Genomic DNA, 17446 nt, shown 5'->3' with positions numbered 1-17446 from the left:
CAATTTTTCAAGAAATCATAGTGGTTCTTAGGTCAGAACTGTTTTAAAAAAGTAATCTTGCTAATGAATTGTGTGCTCTGTTGTACGGGATCGAAAATATCGGTCTGGGTGTCGTTAAATACCAGATAAATAAAAGATAAGGGCATATATTCCCAGCTAAAGCGTACGTTCCATCTGCCTTGTTCGTTAAAACTATTGTACTGATAAAAAGTGGATAGTTGCACCCTGGGATTTAAGGCCAGCCTTAGGCTTGCCGTATACAGATCCGTGTCCAAATCTGCTTGTTCTATACCCACTCCATTAATATCATTGTGTTCATAATTGAGCGTAAGTGTGGCATGGGGAATGGGTGCAAAACGGGCCGCAGCATTAATGGTAGTCCGGGTGCCGTTGTAAAAATCCCCAAGGTCTACGCCAACATCACCGGACCATTTTTTGGACTGGTCCGTATTGTACTGGATTAAATATCGGGTATAGAAGTATCGGCCCTGTTCAATCTCCAGACCCAAAGGTGCAAAATCAAAATTGATATTCTGCCATGTCGGGGTGGTGGAAATCTCCAAAAAACTATTGTCCTTAAACCAAGTGAATACAGGGAAAATATAAAGATTGGCCTGTTGAAAGCTACTTGGGTCGGTGGCATCGTGGTTGTAATTAACGAACAGTCCCGGATCCCATCTTCTGATCCAATCGATTTTTTTGGGCCTCCAAATGTAATATCCTCCGGGATTATGCCGTATAACATCATTTTGCCGTACAAAACCCATTCTGGGGTTATAGTTGGCATCCGTATATTCCGTGACCCACCCGTAGTAATATTTGTTAGAGTCGTTCCCGACAAAGATACGTCCGGCAAAGCCAGTATTGCCAGTGAACTCATCTATAGAGGTGGACAGTAGGTACTGCACATCCCATTGGCTCTTGGGACGTATTTGTCCATCCAGCGTAATGGTAGTATTGTTATTGCTATCCAGATCCAGTTCGGCGTAGCTGTCATCAAGCCTATGGGTTACCATAAGACCTATATTATTCTCCCTACCATAGTTTTTTAAGTATCGAAATACCCCAAAGTTACCCCCGGCCGAGTTTTCGGTTTCCCGTTGACGTACAAAAAGCCCCGCCAATGCACTTTTTTCGGTTCGTTGGGTAAAACGTGCACCTACATCTATTGGTGCGGGTATAGCGTTAAATTCACCCTGGAGACCAATTCGTCGACTAAAAAAGGGGCGGATGGATTGTTGCAGACCGCCGGCCCAAATACCGGAATTTTCCAAAAAGAACTGTCTTCGTTCAGGAAAAAAGATATTAAAACGTTCCAAGTTGTTCACGGCCAAATCCACATCGGCTTGGGCAAAATCGGTGTTTACGGTGAGGTCCAGTACCGTTTTTGGATCGATGGCCCACTTCACGTCCGCGCCTATTTTTGGCTCGTTCAATTTATCAATTAGCGCTGTCCCTTCTTTATTTTCATCGTATTGATATAACGCATATGGATCCACTCTAATATTGGTGGAGGGTGGCGGGGCCTCAATGCCCGTAAGTTTGGCCGCATAGGTCATCCGATAGGGCGTAAACGACTGGGGAATGGCCGGAAAAGTTGAGACCTCAATATCCCTTCGGGCATAGCGTACCAAAGTAAACCCCAATTCAACGGTATTGCCTGATTCCGGAAGGTTGTATCGTAGACTTTTAAAGGGAATGGCCATCTCAACGGTATACCCGGTATCGGTTCGTTGTGTTCTGACCCGCCATAGGGTATTCCATCCCGTATCAAAATTATTACCGTTGAAATTCTGAAAATCCCTTTGGTTTCCATAGGGAGTTGTTTGGAAACCCTGGGCATATTGTTTCAAATTTTGGGGATCAAGGGCTATACCGAAAATATCATTTTCCCCCCAGCTGAAATCCCTACGCAAGTCCTGAATCCTTACCCCCTGTATTCCTACGGAATCCTTACAAAATGCCCCGATGTAAAGGTTTTTATCATCGTAGAGAAAGCGAACTTCAGTTTTGTATTTAACCTTTCCGCCCTGTCTGGGTTCCGTTCTAAAGAAATCAGAAGTAACTTCTACTTTTTCCCAATCCGTCTCGGAGAGTTTTCCATCCAGTTTAATAGCTCCTGTTGCTTTAACCGCCTTAATCGTCAAAGGTGTCTCTGGCGGCGGGAAGTTCTGGTTCTCTTGTGATAAAGCCGCCACAGAACAAAAAACTAATGGAACGAGGTAAAAAAATCTCATATTTTCTAGTTTGAATCGATAAAGTCTTCCAATAATGTGTTGAATTCTTCAGCTCTTTCCCAAAACATGGCATGGCTGGTAATTGCCTTAATTTTTGCCTCGGGGGCATGGATTTTGAGCCAAGTGCTAGCTTGGTCATACCAGGAATCCCTTACCATAAAAACCGAAGGTATTTCCAGTTGGCCCACTTCTTTTGTATAGTCCGATACCAGTCCGTCTATGTAAAGGCTTAGCGCAATATGAGGGGGTGTCATCCGCATTTCCTTTCGCATCCAAGTTCTGGTTGGGTCATCAATGGAATCATTGAGCATCCAATCAATAATATCATCGGGTTCCGAAGGCCCGGAAATCATTTCTTTTAGGCTACTTCGGTAATCATCAAAAGTTCCATACACCCATTCTTTCTCCCTATTTCCAATCCATTTGGGAGGTTCATCGATAAACACCATCTTACTAACACGATCTACTCCAAACGCCCGTAGATATTCGTATAGGGTAAGGCAGCCACTGGACCAGCCGATCAAAACAATTTCATTCAAGTCCTTTTGTAAAATCAATTCCCTAAGGTCCATCGCGTGATGGGCATACGTTTTCTTGTAGGTGGTTTTGTCCGACCTGCCCTGCCCCCTAGGGTCGTATAGGACAACACGATGTTGCTTTGAGAAGTGCTCCTTTTGCTTTGCAAAGAATCGATGGGTCATGGTCCAACCGGGAATGAACAGAAGTGTTTCCCCATCACCTGTTTCCTCAACATATAGTTTTGTGCCGTCTTTAAGGTCAATGTAATTTCCTTGGCCAAAAACAGAAATAGTAAAAAAAGATAAAATGAGAAGATTAAAAACTTTCATACGTTTTTTTAAGGATGGATTCCTTATAATTGATTTGCAAATAGTTGTGGCCCTTTATTAGCTTGCCAAAGCCTTCTGGTGTGATTTCTGGTCGCTCTGGACCAATCAAGGTAGCTACATCCCCTACCCTGATTTTAGTTGTGGATCCAAGCGAAACATTAGTATGGCTCGCATTTACATTCACAACCGGATAAAGTTCGTCTTTCAATAAAACCACGGCCCCATTTTCCGCTCCACTATTATAACCGTCGGCCCACCCAATAGGGAGCGTGGCAATCCATTCGTCTTGATCTACTTTGTAGAATCGGGAAAAACCAATGGTGTCACCTGCCTTCAATTTTTCAAGACGGATTATTGGTGCCTTTAGACGATACGGTACTTGAAGTGGATATTGTTTGGCTTCAGGCCTATTAACCAAGGGAAAGGAACCATGAATTAATATCCCGGGGCGTACGGCATCTTGATGCGATTTTGGCAAGTCTAAAAGTGAAAGCGACGGAGCCAAATGCTTTATCCCAGTGGCTATTCCTTTTCCTTGCAGTGCTTTTGTGATTTCCTCAAAACGTTGAATTTGCTTCTCCGCAAAGTCTTTTGGCGTAGTAAGCGTGGAGAAGGTATGGGTAATCGACAACCTGTTATTTGTAGCGACTTCTTCTCCTATATGTACCGCTTCCTTAAAGGGAATTCCCATTCTACCCAAACCGGTATCTATATAAAGTGCGACCTTTACGGCTTTATTTGTGTCCTTGGCAAGCTCATTTATCTTTTTGAATGAAGCTCTTGAAAAAATACTCAAAGTGATTTCTTGTTCTACAAGAGTATTGGCGCTTACGCTATCAAAATCTCCCATGAGCAAGATAGGTTTTGAAAATCCAGCTGCTCTTAAAGCGATGGCCCGAGCGTCCTTTACTACAGCAACTGCCATAATGGACGATGAGCCTTCCAAAATTCTCGTTACTTCAACATCACCTAGACCGTAGGCGTTGTTTTTCACTACTGCTATGATGGGCTTCCCCCCTGCCATTTTACCGATTTGCAAAGCATTATGCCGATAAGCGGATTTGGATAGTTCTATCCAAGGTTTACTATCATACGACCTACCAGCCAAAAAGTGGCTTTGACCAAATACACCCGGACCCACTGTCAAAGTAACCAATCCCGCAAAGGATTCGTAAATGAACTGTCTTCTATTTTTTTTCATGAAAATCTAGGTTAGGTCTTACGTTGTCAATAAATCGTACATTCATTCCCTATTTTGAAGGTCAAACAGCTATGTCAGTCCCTAAAACGGTACACAGGTAAAAGGCTTCCCTTTATCATAGGTACATTAAATCCCTCTTTTTCTTCGAGCTAGTGGAGACCAGAAATCCAAGGAGAAACAATCCAAGAGAATTGAGAAAAAGTATTACAACATTAATTTCGGATCTGTGTGATATTGGATTAAATCCAAACTTTGGAAGATTGGGATAATCCTTTTGGGAAAAATCCCGATTGTTGTATAAAAAAGGGGTCAAATGTCCGCGCCAAGTTTCCGCGAAGGCAATGACCTGTTTCCTAAAGTCCGCATAGTCCTTAGTAGAAGTGCCCGCTATTTGGTTCAAGGATTCCTGGGCAATGATAGCCGGGGAAATCCATTTAAAACGGCTTACCCAGTCCTGTTGTTTCTGCAATTGTTCTTCATACCTTTGGACGACTGGGGATAATTCTTCCTTTATCAACCTTTGAGAAGCCATATAACGATGGTAAAATCCACGTGATTGGCTTGTATCGTTTAAGGCATATTCCGGATGATCCCGTAAAAAGTTGTCCAGTATCTCATCTTGTTTTTTGGCAACTTCCGCTTTTAGGTTGCGCATTTCATTGATCATTAAGGTACGAGATGGCATAGGATAAATTGTATTTCCCAATTGGTTTAGGACCGAGGGAACAAAAAGTACAAATACAACCCATAGCCCAAGCAATGCGACTGCATTCTTTGCAGAGCTACCGGCTTGTAGATTGACCAAAAATGCTAGGGCGAACCAGAAGAGCATATAAACCAATACCAAGGCCAAAAATCCTAAAAAAGAAGTTGCTTGTGCAATGATATTAACACCAATGAGCAGGAATGACAAGATCAGTGTAACCATGACCAATATCGCCATCCAAAAAAAACGCAGCCCCAGTTTTTGCATTACCCATTTTTGAATGGTTATGGGCTGAGCGGCCAAAAGCCGAATAGAGCCGCTCTCCTTTTCGGCCGAAAGCACATTGTAGGAAAAGGCAATAATGAGCAATGGCAGCAAATACATGATGACAAAGGCCAGATCAAAACTACCGAACAACAATTGAACTGGGCTGGTCATTTCCGTGAAGTTAAGGGCATTGTCATCCCCGGTGGCTGTTGGTTTTACGTAGTGGGTAAAAAGGTCGGCCTGCCCGGTAGACACAAATGCCATGGGCTGAGGCTCCATGGCCGCCACTCTGGGATAATAGTTCCCCAGCGCCATAGGGCTAGAGGGAACGGTCCAGTAGGGCACGCTTACTTCAAGACCGTGCTCTACCGAATCAAGAAGTATAAGCATCATGGCATCATTTTCCCGCATCTCTTTATAGGCAGCGGCAATATCGCTTCGGCGTTTCTCTACCTTTTGTCTTCCATTAAAGGCCGAAAATCCGAAGAGTAATAACAGTATTACACTTAGTAGTTGTATCCAACGGCTCCGCAGGAGTAGCTTTAATTCATACTTAAAATTGTACGTTAACATGTCAAATGGTTTTGGTAGTGAACAATAGCAGACTAAAGGATCCTAGAAGCCAAAGACCTAAAATCCCTAGATTGGATATATTTCTTAAAAGAATGGAACCGAGTTCAGGCGGGTCATACTCAAAGGCGGGCAGGTTCTTCCAGAAATCGGCATCGGCCCGATAACCCCAATTGCCATATTCGGAATTCTCGGCAAAGTTATCGTTCAGAAATTTTTGGGTAGCAATTCTATATTCCTCGGCGGCATCGGCAAATTCCCAGTGCGTGGCATAATCGGTTTGGGCGATGGCCATACTCAGAAAACGCGCAGGCAGATAGGGTGAAATGGCCGCCAACCCTCTATACACGGCAGATTGTTGTACAAACTGCTCCTTAAGGTAATTGTAGTGCTTAAAATATACCTCTGCCTCATGTTCCTCGCCTTTTTGCATTCGATATCCATCAAAATTAAAAGGAAGCTGATGAAGGCTGTCCACCCCATATTCCGCAAGTACGGTTTCCTGCAATTGTTTAGCTTCCTTGCTCCAAGGATTATGACCATCCAACCCTTCTTTTTTATCCTTTAACACGTTTGCCGCAAATTCCTGACGGGTGGGATAGGGATGTTTGGCCTCGGCTACATTACTCGCCGCCTTAGGCGCCGCCAGACAGGCTATAATCCATACACAAAGTGAAACCACCAGGGAAACACCGGATTTTTTTGTATTTGCAGATATTAATAGAACTATATTGATGAAAACAACGTAGTACCCTACATATACCGCAAACATTACGAACAAAGCATTCCAATTGAATATGCCAAAATCCTTTAGACTACTTAACAACAGGCCCGCTACCAGAAACAAGATGGCCGTGATGGCAAGAATGGGAATAAATAGAGCCGTCCACTTTCCTAGTATCCATTTCCAGGTAGAAATCCCCTGACTCTTTAACAAGGTCAGGGTGCCCATTTCCCGCTCTTTGGTAAAACTGTTGTATCCCAAAAGAATGATGAGCAAAGGAATTATGAACAGTAAAATAAAATCAGGGGTCAAGTCTCCAAAACGGGCCAGGCCTGTTTGGTCTGCCGCAGCACTGAATTGGGCCTCGTTACGTTTGTGGGCTTCCAAAAAAATTGACGTGCCCGCGTACTTATCTACTCCCTGGTCCACTAAGGATAAGGGGAATTTGGGTTTAAAGGCGTAGGTACCGTAGTGCGCGGCAGAATGTGGGTTCTTTTCACCTTGGTTGTCCCATATGGTACGCTCGGCCGTTTTGGCCGCCTCGTATTGTTCGTTCACATTTTCATACTGCCGGGCACTTATCCACACAGCTACACCCAACAGTAAGATTACAATGAAAAAGGCAAGACGAACACGTCCATCGCGAAGCAATTCTCTGGTTTCCTTTAAAAATGTCCTTAAAATCATAGGGCAAGTTCTTTATAGGCCATGGCGTGTAGATAGGAATCTTCCAATTCCGATAGGGAGATATCATCGGCCATAAGCTGCTCCTTTAACTGGCCATCCTTCATGATACCGATATGTGTGGCCACCTCCTTGGCCCTAAATAGGTCGTGGGTGGCCATTAAGGTGGCCACGCCCTTAGCACGTAACTTTTGGAGTAACAAACCGAATTCGTTACTGGCCTTTGGATCTAAGCCCGAGGTGGGTTCATCCAATAGGAGCACTTTGGCCTCTTTGGCTAGGGCAATGGAGATACCCACTTTTTGGCGCATCCCTTTTGAAAAAGTCGAGATACGCTTGTCAAAGGCTTCCAGCTGCAACCCAGCTTCCTTTAAGAATCCCCTTAAATCTGAATCGGATAGTTTTTTTCCTGCGATTCCCGAAAAGTAATCCAAGTTTTCCACTGCGGTGAGACTAGGATAAAGCATCAGATTTTCCGGTATGTACGCCAAAAATCGTTTAGTGGTCCTTAGGTTCTCCTGAACGTTCAATTGGTTGATGAAAGCACTGCCAGAGGTAGGCTCGATAAAACCTAACAATAAGTTGATGGTGGTAGTTTTCCCAGCGCCATTGGCCCCGAGAAGGCAATAGATTTCGCCTTCCTTTACGGTAAGGTTCAGATGATCAAGGGCAGTTTGGTCGCCATATTCCTTTGTGAGATTGTTTGTGATGATCATATCTTTTAAATTACACATTTGTATGTTGATAGTTTTCTATGGGCCAATCATCCGAAGTAGGGAATTTTCCCTTTTCCCAATCGACTACTTCCCTATCACTAAGCAAACATTCTTCAAGTTGTTTGGTTATAGAGGGAACATCAAGATGTTGCCCGATTAAGACAAGTTCTATCTTACGGTCTCCAAAGGGAGTGGCCCATTCCGACTCGATCAATTTTTGGTTGTTAACGAAAGAAGCGTAGCCAATGCGTTCCGAAAAGGGCATGGAAGCCCACCAGACACCAGCAGAATCTACTTTGGTAGAGCCGCCCGCCGTACTCCATACCAACGCTTGGTCCGGCCGTGAGGACAACCAGAACAAGCCTTTGCTACGGATGACGTTCGGTGGGAAACGATTATTTACATATTCCAAGAACCGTTTAGGATGGAAAGGTCGCTTATTGCGAAACACAAACGAGCCGATACCATATTCCTCGGTCTCCGGAACATGATCGTTCTGAAGCTCTTGAATCCAACCGGCCGAGGTCTCGGCCTCTTCGAAATCGAACAGACCTGTCTTCAATACTTCCCGCAAGGGTACTTCGGAATTTTTGGATGGAAGAATTCGCGCACCAGGGTTTAACTTGTGCAAAATATCATAGAGGTTCCGTAGTTCTTCCTCTGTAACTAAATCAACCTTGTTCAATAAGATTACATTGGCGAACTCCACTTGATCTGTCAAGAGGTTTACAATGGTGCGATCATCGCCCTCGATATCCGTTAAGTTGCGGGAGGCGAGGTAATCCGGGCTTGAAAAATCCTTTAGGAAATTAAAAGCATCCACTACTGTAACCATGGTGTCGATATAGCTGAATCGGCTCAGGTCAATACTGCCGTCCTCGCTGGCAAAACTAAAGGTCTGTGCCACGGGAATGGGTTCGGAGATACCGGTGCTTTCTATCAATAAATAGTCAAACCTGTTCTCCTTGGCCAATTTTTCTACTTCCACCATCAGGTCTTCCCGGAGTGTGCAGCAGATACAGCCATTCGACATTTCGACAAGCCTCTCTTCTGTACGGGAAAGGGTATTTTCGTTCTGTACGATTTGAGCATCGATGTTTACCTCGCTCATATCATTGACGATTACGGCCACTTTAAGGCCCTCTTTGTTATGTAGGACGTGGTTGAGCAGCGTGGTCTTACCAGCGCCTAAGAAACCGCTCAATACGGTTACGGGCAATTTTGCCATTGTAAATGATTTTAAAATAAAATGATATAATATCATAACAACTCTGCAACAAGTATTTAGATTGCAAAGTGTTAAATTTCAGTACTCAAGAGAGATGTCTTGAACAGCAGGAATATCTTTGGAATTGGGCATGGGAGGGCCTCGTAAAGAGCGAATAGCCAGGGTTCTGGACCTAAAATAGAGGTCTTTTGCGCTTATAAATACAAAGGCCGCTACGAACCCTAAAAGGATTAGTGTACAAAACCATAGGTAAATGGTTTGACCCAATAACTTAGCGCACAGTTCGCAGGAAAAGGATAGTGCTTCAATTTGGGTGTCATCTACACTATGATAATCATATGAACTGAAAACATGAGAAGTTAAGACATGCAGTGTATGGTATGACAACTGAAGTAAAAGTACGGTTGCTAGTAGTATCCCAAACCATTTTTTTGTCTTGGCACTTCCCATTGGAAAAAGGGAGTGAAGTTTATCCACTCCCCCGTTTTAATTAGGTGTGGACGGAAAACCCGTCCGTATTATTCGATGGTCAAATCGAAGGTCTGGGTGATGTCTGTCTCTCCTCCGGCATCAGCCAAAGTACCGTCATTAGGCTTTTTGGGTTCATGGCGTAATGTAACCGCCAAAGTTCCCGCACTGGCATCCGTGGTCGTAAGGGTAAACACAATACCTACCGGATTTGTAGTCGTAAAGTTTTCCCCGGTTTCTTCGGACACGTAATCCGATTCATCGTCCCCGTATTCGGTTGTGGCATTCAATGCACCTCCCACAACAAAAAAGAATTGATGCTCGGCAGCCTCTCCTTCAATTTCTTCATTGACGTCTTCAGCAGGTGTCTCGGTTTCGTTCAATAGTGCGACCCCGCCATCATAAACGGTGTTTTCCGCAAGACTTCCCGATACTGTAATATCCGGGGCATCAGGGCCATCACCATCCAAATCCCTTGAAACCAATGTAACGGTAGTACCACCGCCTTGTGGAACCATGGTAATTGTCATAGTAGTAATGGTCTCTTCTTCATTTACTGGTTCTGGAGCATCGTCGTCATCCGAACAAGAGGTTAACAAAAAGCTTGTTAAGGCCAAAGCCGATAAGAATTTAATTGTTTTCATAGTAATAATTATAAGGATATTAGAGTTAATCGTTTTTAGTAAAATTTTTGATTTAAGAATACAACTACTTTAACCTTTGGATGTCAATTATCAAAATTTGATTTGAATTGGGAAAGCAGTATTGCCATAAAACCTTGGTGAGACACCAAGAAATCAAAGTCTTATCTTATCAAGGAAAAAAGACAAGCAAAGATCTGGCTAGATAACTGAAGGCGGAGGCCTGGAGCAGTGATGGGATTCCAGTTGTGTCTTGGGAATCTGAATACTTGAGAAGAATACTCCTGGTTCATAATCCCAAAAAGAAGAAGGTTGATCAAGTGCAACAAAAGAAAACGAGGCAGTTTCTGACTGCTGATTGTCGATGGCCAAAATGCAAAGTTCGCATTGGTCCATCTCATCATTTTCAACATCATGATGCTCATAGACGTGGAAAGCAGTTATCTTGGCAAAGAACATGCCAACAAAAAGGAATACACTTATATGCTTCAACGAACCTTTCACAATCTACAAATCTAAAACAATCGATTTAAGTTACGGTGTTAAAAAAATCATAATGTATGGGTATACATGTTAATTGTCCCTCTTATTGTACCTCTAAAAATCGTTACATCAATTCAAAATCCACAATCAAACTTAGGCCAAATTATATCCCAATAGTCCACACATATTCTGATGTGATAAATCTTTTTCTGATTTAACAAAAGTTGTTTTCGCAATTCATTACATTTAACAAGAAATCCCTTTCTTTTTTTATACTATTTAGACTATATTTTTATGGACAACACAGTATTCGTTACCCGCAAAATTCTGGACTTACTACAGGTTAGAAATACAAAGTCCTATATAGAGGATACCATACTTTCCCATCCTGATCATACCAGTCTATTGGCCGTATCCGATGCGTTAAACACGTATGGCCTAAAGAATTTGGCCGCTAAGATAGACCAGGTTCGATTACCGGAACTTCCCCTACCCTGTATTGCACAGGTTAAAAAGGAGAAGAGCCCAGTTTTCTGGGTATTGAACCGCTGTACGGAGGATTCCGTTTCTTTTTATGATAACTCAAATACCCTAAAGCAAGAATCAAAGGAAAGCTTTTTGAAAAAGTGGACCGGGATATGTTTGTTGGTAGATAAGACCGAAACTACAAGGGAGCCCGGAATAGATAAAAAACTATCATCGATTAGACTTGCACAATGCCTCAGCATATTGCTTCTTCTACTTCTCGTAATTTGGGCCTCGAATACCCTTTTCAATTCCGAAATAACAGCGAAACCGGAAAACATTGTTTTCATATTGGTCTATACCTTGTTTAAAGTTGGTGGATTACTTATTGGGGCGGCACTGTTATGGTTTGAGATTGACCAATACAACCCAAAACTACAAGCTCTTTGTTCGGGAGGCAAAAGGGTGGATTGCCATACCGTTCTGAACTCAAAACATGCCCGACTTTTTAATGGATCCTTGAGTCTTGGTGCGTTGGGTTTCTCTTATTTTTTTGCCACTCTGCTGTATCTCCCATTCGATGGATTTTCCGCTTCATCCTGGGCCATTTTGACCTTTTTTAGTTTTGCCATGCTCCCCGTATTATTGATATCCGCGTATTATCAGGGGATAGTTATTGGGCAGTGGTGCAAATTTTGTGTAGGCATACAGCTTATTCTTTTGGCCGAGATTTTCTTGGGATATGTTGCCGGCTTTTATGAAAGTCCTATAGTCCTACAGACTTTGCCTATACTCGGTATCTTACTAATACTACCCATTTTGGCCTGGAAATTTGTAAAACCCCTTTTGCACAAGGAAAGGGAAATGAATTTGTACAAAAGGGGGTTCAAAAAAATCAAGAATAATCGCACTGTTCTATCAAGTTTACTTACAGCTTCTCGGAAAATAGTAACAGTTCCCCATGGATTGGGAATTTCATTAAAAAGAAATACGGCTGAATATGACATCATTAAAGTGTGTAATCCCTATTGTGAACCTTGTGCCAACGCCCATCCTTATCTGGAGGAATTGGTAAACAAGGGTAAAATTAATTTACAGATATTGTTTACGGCATCCACAAACAATTCGGATAATAGGGCAAAACCCGTAAGGCATTTATTGGCCATAAATGATCAAGGCAACGAACTTAAAACTCAACAGGCTTTGGATAATTGGTACAGCGCTCCAAAAAAAGACTATAACGCTTTTGCCCATAAATATCCATTGAACGGAGAGCTTGCCCAACAGGACACCAAAATAGAAGCTATGTACGGTTGGTGCAAAAAAGAAGAAATCGCCCATACACCTACCCTTTTCATAAATGGTTATGAATTACCTATGGAATACTATAGTGCAAAAGACTTAAAGGAAATCCTGGGATAGTAAAGAAAAGGGCCCAAAGAAGAACTTTGGGCCAAGAACAATATTCTTTCGCGAAGAATGGACGTAAACCTTGAGTGTCCTTAACTGTTCAAGGCAAATATAAATTTTAAAGTTTTATAGAATGAAAAATCTAAGTTTTAAGGGGTTGGATCTAAAAGTTGACAATCTACTTCAGTCCGAAGAATTGAAAGCTGTTATAGGCGGTGCACCCGTAGGTAGCTGCTCTGTTGACCCTACTTGTTCCACAGGATGTAGACAACAGGTTTTTCTTGGTTCTCCAAATACTTTTTGTAGTACTTGTTGCCAAGGTCCTTATTAATATTTAGTCAACAGCTGCATGAAATACCGTTTTTATAACATTTTTCATGCAGCTTTTATTTGCAATAGATTTTCACACACCTAACCGCAGCAAGAGGCCTAATCTGTTATGACCATTCTTTGTGCCATAGCAAATCCAAAAACAAATTGAAGAATTTACTTGAGACTTACCTGACTATAGCGCCAATTTTTCTTTGTATCACACAGAAAGTCAAGTTTTAATCTATGATAGGCCTTTGTAAGTGCCTCATTATCATCAATTGCCTCAATTAACCGAGAAACATAAATCATGCTTTGGTCAGAAAGTATATCCGAAACCAAATACGATTGTAACAATTCCTTGAGCACATTGTCCTGTTGATCCTCTTCATTGAGCTGACAATACATTTGAAAACAAGTCCCTAGACCATGTAAAAGAAAACGCATCAGATATTGATCATTATATTTTTCGATAAGTCCCTCGGAAGTCAAAAATTCATACAACCTATCATAGGCTGAAATAATATCCCTAATTTTTTCCTTGGAGTATGTCCGTGTTATGGAGGTGTGTGGTTCACAATTGTAATTATAGGAAGACCGGGAATAAACCTCGATGTTTTTTGCGTGATGAACGGCCATTGCCACAAAAGAAATATCTTCATAATACACGTTCTCCGGAAATAGTATATGGTGCTGCAAGAGTAACTGCCGTGAATATAGATACAGGAAGGGATAGCTAAAAAACCCTTTGGTAAGGTTTAGAAAACTGAGCATTGCCTCCTCGTTTCTACCTAAATTTCGGGGGAGTCGTGTTTTTTTCTCAAATTTCGCATTGGTATCTCCAAAGTTGTCCGTATACCCCATGACCAATAGATCCACATCCTTGGGGGAGTTGTTCAAATGCCGGACCAATCCGGATATGGCTCCTTGGGGTATCCAGTCATCGGCATCAACGAACCAGACATATGCTCCTGCGGCCGCTCTCAAACCCTTGTTACGGGTATATCCAGCACGACAATTTCTTAGGTTACAAAACACCTTGACACGATTATCCTTTTCCTCATATTCGCGAATCATAGCTAAAGAATCATCTGTGGAAAAATCATCCACCAGTATTATCTCTATTTGCCGATAGCTTTGATGAACTATAGAATCCAAACATCTTTTTAAATAGGAAGATGCATTGTGAACAGGAATGACAATACTCAAAAGCATCACAAAAGCTTTTTAAATTAAAAAGGAAATATAAGAATTATATTACAAAATAGTGAGTATTGGATTATAATATTGTATTAATTAATGATTATGGATATTAAAATGCTTAAGGTTCCAAAACCGAATTGCTAGGTCTGTTTATAGGCCATTTGTACTGGCTGTATTTACCAAATGGTGTCTCTTGGAAACCATTCTTGTGAAATTGGGGATAAAAAAGAGTAGGGTCCTTGCACAGCACGTAAGGCTGTGGTCAAATCAAGAAGGGCTATTCAACCAAGGCCTAAAAAAAGAAGTCTTACCCCTACTGACAACGTGGTTTCCGATAAATCTTCAGTCCTTGTAATTTTCAACTTTACCTCTACCTTACCGTTTGTTGAGCTTTTATGTGTGTTTTCGGTTTGCCCTAAAAAGACCATCGTCCAACTTTTCTATTCCAATTTGCTTTTTGATTAATTCTCGATAAAAGTAGCTTCAATAAAAGGCCTGGAATACATAAAACCATTCAAAACAAAGTGAACCGATGTAAATTTGAACATGAATAGCTAGACTAAGCGACAGTTTATGAATTCGTAAAGACCATTTTATTCCTTGGTTTCATGTTCCAGGTCTTTGTTTGTATGCCTCATCGTCATCTTCAAAGGTCTTATTAAAGCATGTATTGATGTTGGTGAAACTCTTTGTGAACCGAATGAAGCAAAACATTGTTTTAAAGGAGGATATATGTAAATTTTTCCAGTTACTTAAAGAAAAAAACAGGTCTAAAATGCTGGGAGCCAGAAATACGAATTAATCCAAGTTGTTCAACTATAAAACATGAGGTACGCTTTAAGCTTTGAAGAAACATTACTAAAATCTTTGCGTTCTCGAATTTCCATGGAAAAATGGAACGATGCAAAAGAGGCCTATGAAGAAAACTATTATAAAGATACCGTTCTTTCCATTATAGATTATGTTGGGCGGGACCTCAGAAAAAAATATGGAAACGACACCAATAGCTATTTTAAAATTCCACATGGATCCATTGTTGTAGAAATAGAAATTACGGATACGGAACTACATATCAAGGTTCCGTTCCTGAAAATAGGGGAAAAACATAAAATTCCTCTACTTAGAAGAATTGCAGAAGTCAATTTCTATCCCTTGAATCTTTCGCAGATAAAATTAAAGGGCAACCTCCTTAATTTTCATTATTCAACTCCCTTGCATTTATGTGAGCCCTATAAAATCTACTATGTACTGGAGGAAATTTGTCACAATGCGGATAACTTGGATGATGAACTTATAAGCTTGTTCGGGGCTAAACCGTTACATGAGCCTAAAATCACTTTTTACGACAAAGATTTACTGGATAAGGCATGGCAAAAATTTACTTCACTCTTATTGGAGGCAGAGGTCTTTATCCATTATTTTGATGAAAAAAGAATTGAGTACTTCAACTGGGATGTCATTAATATTACGCTGAAACGTATCGATTATCTTATCGCGCCCAGCGGTAAACTACGTACCGATATTGAGCATCAAATTAAATGCCTTTACGCTAAGGAAGACATGCAAAGTAGGATCCAGAGCGGGAAAAACTTTCTGAATACCCTTAAATCTATGAGCAAAGAAGATTTTGCGGCAGATATGTATGTTGCGGAAACATTTATCCCAATAAAGTCTAGGAGCGAAATAGAAAGTATAAAAAGGAGTTGGGAAAAACCTTTTGAAACTGCCACAAAAGAAATTCAGAATAGGCAGTATACCGCAGCTACCTTAACTTTATTGATTGCCTTCTACGATCTTTTCTATTACAATACCATAGAAGATGACATTAATAACAAAATAGTTAAGGTTCTCAGAAATGCGGACAAAAAAGTATGGGAAGAGTCTGCAAACCTATTATATGCCGGTATGGAGAACATAATTAAAAATAAAACCAGGACGCAGAACATTGCCTCAACTACGAAAGGCTTTTTGTCCAAATTATTTAGATAGAAGCTTAAGATGCAAAATTTGGAACGTTTCAAAAATGCAACCTTTAAAGTGCTAACCTCTAATGGGACGGGAAGTTGTTTTTACATTCATGATCAGGATATTATAGTCACAAATCATCATGTAATAGAAGGATTTAAAGAAGTTGCTATTGAAGATGACCGAAAAAATCGAATGCACGCCAAGGTGATCTTAACCAACCCCGATTTGGATATTGCAGTTTTAAAAACGGAAACAAAATTAAACATAGCGAACACAATCAACTTGGAGCCCAACCTGATATTGTCTAGACAACAACAAGTGTATGCCCTAGGATATCCATTTGGAATGCCATTCACCATCACATCCGGTATTGTGTCCAATCCGGAACAACATAGGGACGGAAAGTATTTTGTACAAACAGATGCTGCCATAAATCCTGGAAATAGTGGAGGCCCTTTAGTGACACATGATGGCAAATTGGCGGGTATAAATTCTTCAAAATTTGATAATGCGGACAACGTGGGGTTTGCTATTCCTATCTCAGTAATTAAAGATGTTATTGATCGCGTTAAGGAAAATACGTCTTTTGATTTTTCGTTACAGTGTTCATCCTGTTCAGGCTTGTCCTATGAAGCACAAGAGTATTGTACCAATTGTGGGGCCACTTTGGATAAGAATGTTTTTGAGGAAGTTAAACTAGGAGAATTTTCTGTATTTATTGAAGAAGCCCTTACCCAGTTGGATATTAATCCTGTTTTGACCCGTGCGGGATTTGAGTTTTGGGAATTTCATCAGGGGAGTTCATTAATACGGATTTTTGTGATGAACAAAAATTATCTATATGTAACCTCACCAATTAACAATTTACCCAAAAAGAATCTTGGTGGATTATATGAATACCTTGTAGCTAGTGATTTAGGTGCATTCTCCTTGGGTATTTATCAAAATCAAATATTTGTTTCCTACAGATTGCATATGTCAGATTTGTTTAAGGAAGAGACCACCAAAAACAGTATCAAAACAAAGATTAAAGAGCTGGCCATAAAAGCAGATGAATTGGATGACTTCTTTGTAGAAAAATATCATTGCACCATAAGTACTCATGCAAGAAAAGTAGGATAGAAAACAGGATGTTTTAAGCTTCCCTGGTATCCGGATTAAAATCAATGCACCTAAAATACCAAAAGGGTTTCTGCTTGGTTTGGGTTTGAAAGTCCTTCTTCAACTCGTCATATTTTACGATCAAAATAAACAAGATGTTAATTGGAAGATTCCTCCATCAAAAAGTGAAGGCTTTACCATTGTCCTGACGTATCGC

14 protein-coding genes are annotated in these 17446 nt (G+C 41.1%); 4 read left to right on the top strand and 10 right to left on the bottom strand.

What is annotated here, in order from left to right; all coding sequences use genetic code 11:
- Positions 1–32: 32 nt before the first annotated feature.
- The 9 genes from ACP2AF_RS13990 to ACP2AF_RS13950 form a co-directional block, all read right to left on the bottom strand.
- The gene (locus ACP2AF_RS13990; RefSeq protein WP_425236774.1) at positions 33–2237 is read right to left on the bottom strand and encodes a DUF5916 domain-containing protein; all 2205 of its coding nucleotides are present in this window, start codon (positions 2235–2237) and stop codon (positions 33–35) included.
- 5 nt (positions 2238–2242) lie between these two features.
- Positions 2243–3085, bottom strand: coding sequence for an alpha/beta fold hydrolase (locus tag ACP2AF_RS13985; RefSeq protein WP_425236773.1), 843 nt, complete (start codon positions 3083–3085; stop codon positions 2243–2245).
- Positions 3072–4286, bottom strand: coding sequence for an alanine racemase (alr, locus tag ACP2AF_RS13980; RefSeq protein WP_425236772.1), 1215 nt, complete (start codon positions 4284–4286; stop codon positions 3072–3074). The genes ACP2AF_RS13985 and alr overlap by 14 nt, the downstream gene beginning before the upstream one ends.
- A gap of 115 nt (positions 4287–4401) precedes the next feature.
- Positions 4402–5832 (bottom strand): DUF3526 domain-containing protein, encoded by a 1431-nt coding sequence (locus ACP2AF_RS13975; protein WP_425236771.1) that lies wholly within the window; start codon positions 5830–5832, stop codon positions 4402–4404.
- A gap of 1 nt (position 5833) precedes the next feature.
- Positions 5834–7240, bottom strand: coding sequence for an ABC transporter permease (locus ACP2AF_RS13970; RefSeq protein WP_425236770.1), 1407 nt, complete (start codon positions 7238–7240; stop codon positions 5834–5836).
- Positions 7237–7953: an ABC transporter ATP-binding protein gene (locus tag ACP2AF_RS13965; RefSeq protein WP_425236769.1), complete on the bottom strand. Its 717-nt coding sequence runs from the start codon at positions 7951–7953 to the stop codon at positions 7237–7239. The genes ACP2AF_RS13970 and ACP2AF_RS13965 overlap by 4 nt, the downstream gene beginning before the upstream one ends.
- Positions 7954–7963: 10 nt before the next feature.
- A complete protein-coding gene (locus tag ACP2AF_RS13960; protein WP_425236768.1) occupies positions 7964–9181 on the bottom strand; it encodes a GTP-binding protein in 1218 nt (405 codons plus the stop codon).
- Positions 9182–9699: 518 nt separating this feature from the next.
- On the bottom strand, positions 9700–10293 hold the full coding sequence (locus tag ACP2AF_RS13955) for a type 1 periplasmic binding fold superfamily protein (RefSeq protein WP_425236767.1): 594 nt from the start codon (positions 10291–10293) through the stop codon (positions 9700–9702).
- A 198-nt stretch (positions 10294–10491) separates the two neighbouring features.
- Entirely contained in the window at positions 10492–10794 is a 303-nt protein-coding gene (locus ACP2AF_RS13950; RefSeq protein ID WP_425236766.1) for a hypothetical protein, read from the bottom strand.
- Between the two features lie 273 nt (positions 10795–11067).
- On the opposite strand from ACP2AF_RS13950, the gene ACP2AF_RS13945 reads away from it, so the two are divergent.
- Entirely contained in the window at positions 11068–12660 is a 1593-nt protein-coding gene (locus ACP2AF_RS13945; RefSeq protein ID WP_425236765.1) for a vitamin K epoxide reductase family protein, read from the top strand.
- A 121-nt stretch (positions 12661–12781) separates the two neighbouring features.
- Entirely contained in the window at positions 12782–12979 is a 198-nt protein-coding gene (locus ACP2AF_RS13940) for a hypothetical protein (protein ID WP_425236764.1), read from the top strand.
- A gap of 155 nt (positions 12980–13134) precedes the next feature.
- Here ACP2AF_RS13940 and ACP2AF_RS13935 read toward each other — a convergent pair whose 3' ends face one another.
- Positions 13135–14172, bottom strand: a complete 1038-nt coding sequence (locus tag ACP2AF_RS13935) for a glycosyltransferase family 2 protein (RefSeq protein ID WP_425236763.1) — start codon at positions 14170–14172, stop codon at positions 13135–13137.
- An 813-nt stretch (positions 14173–14985) separates the two neighbouring features.
- On the opposite strand from ACP2AF_RS13935, the gene ACP2AF_RS13930 reads away from it, so the two are divergent.
- On the top strand, positions 14986–16149 hold the full coding sequence (locus ACP2AF_RS13930; RefSeq protein ID WP_425236762.1) for a hypothetical protein: 1164 nt from the start codon (positions 14986–14988) through the stop codon (positions 16147–16149).
- 9 nt (positions 16150–16158) lie between these two features.
- A complete protein-coding gene (locus ACP2AF_RS13925) occupies positions 16159–17250 on the top strand; it encodes a trypsin-like peptidase domain-containing protein (protein ID WP_425236761.1) in 1092 nt (363 codons plus the stop codon).
- Positions 17251–17446 lie beyond the last annotated feature (196 nt).

The organism is Ulvibacterium sp., assembly GCF_965248315.1.
Taxonomy (GTDB): Bacteria; Bacteroidota; Bacteroidia; order Flavobacteriales; family Flavobacteriaceae; genus Ulvibacterium.
Note: the sequence above shows the minus strand (reverse complement) of the source record. Positions and strands in the feature narration are given on the sequence as shown.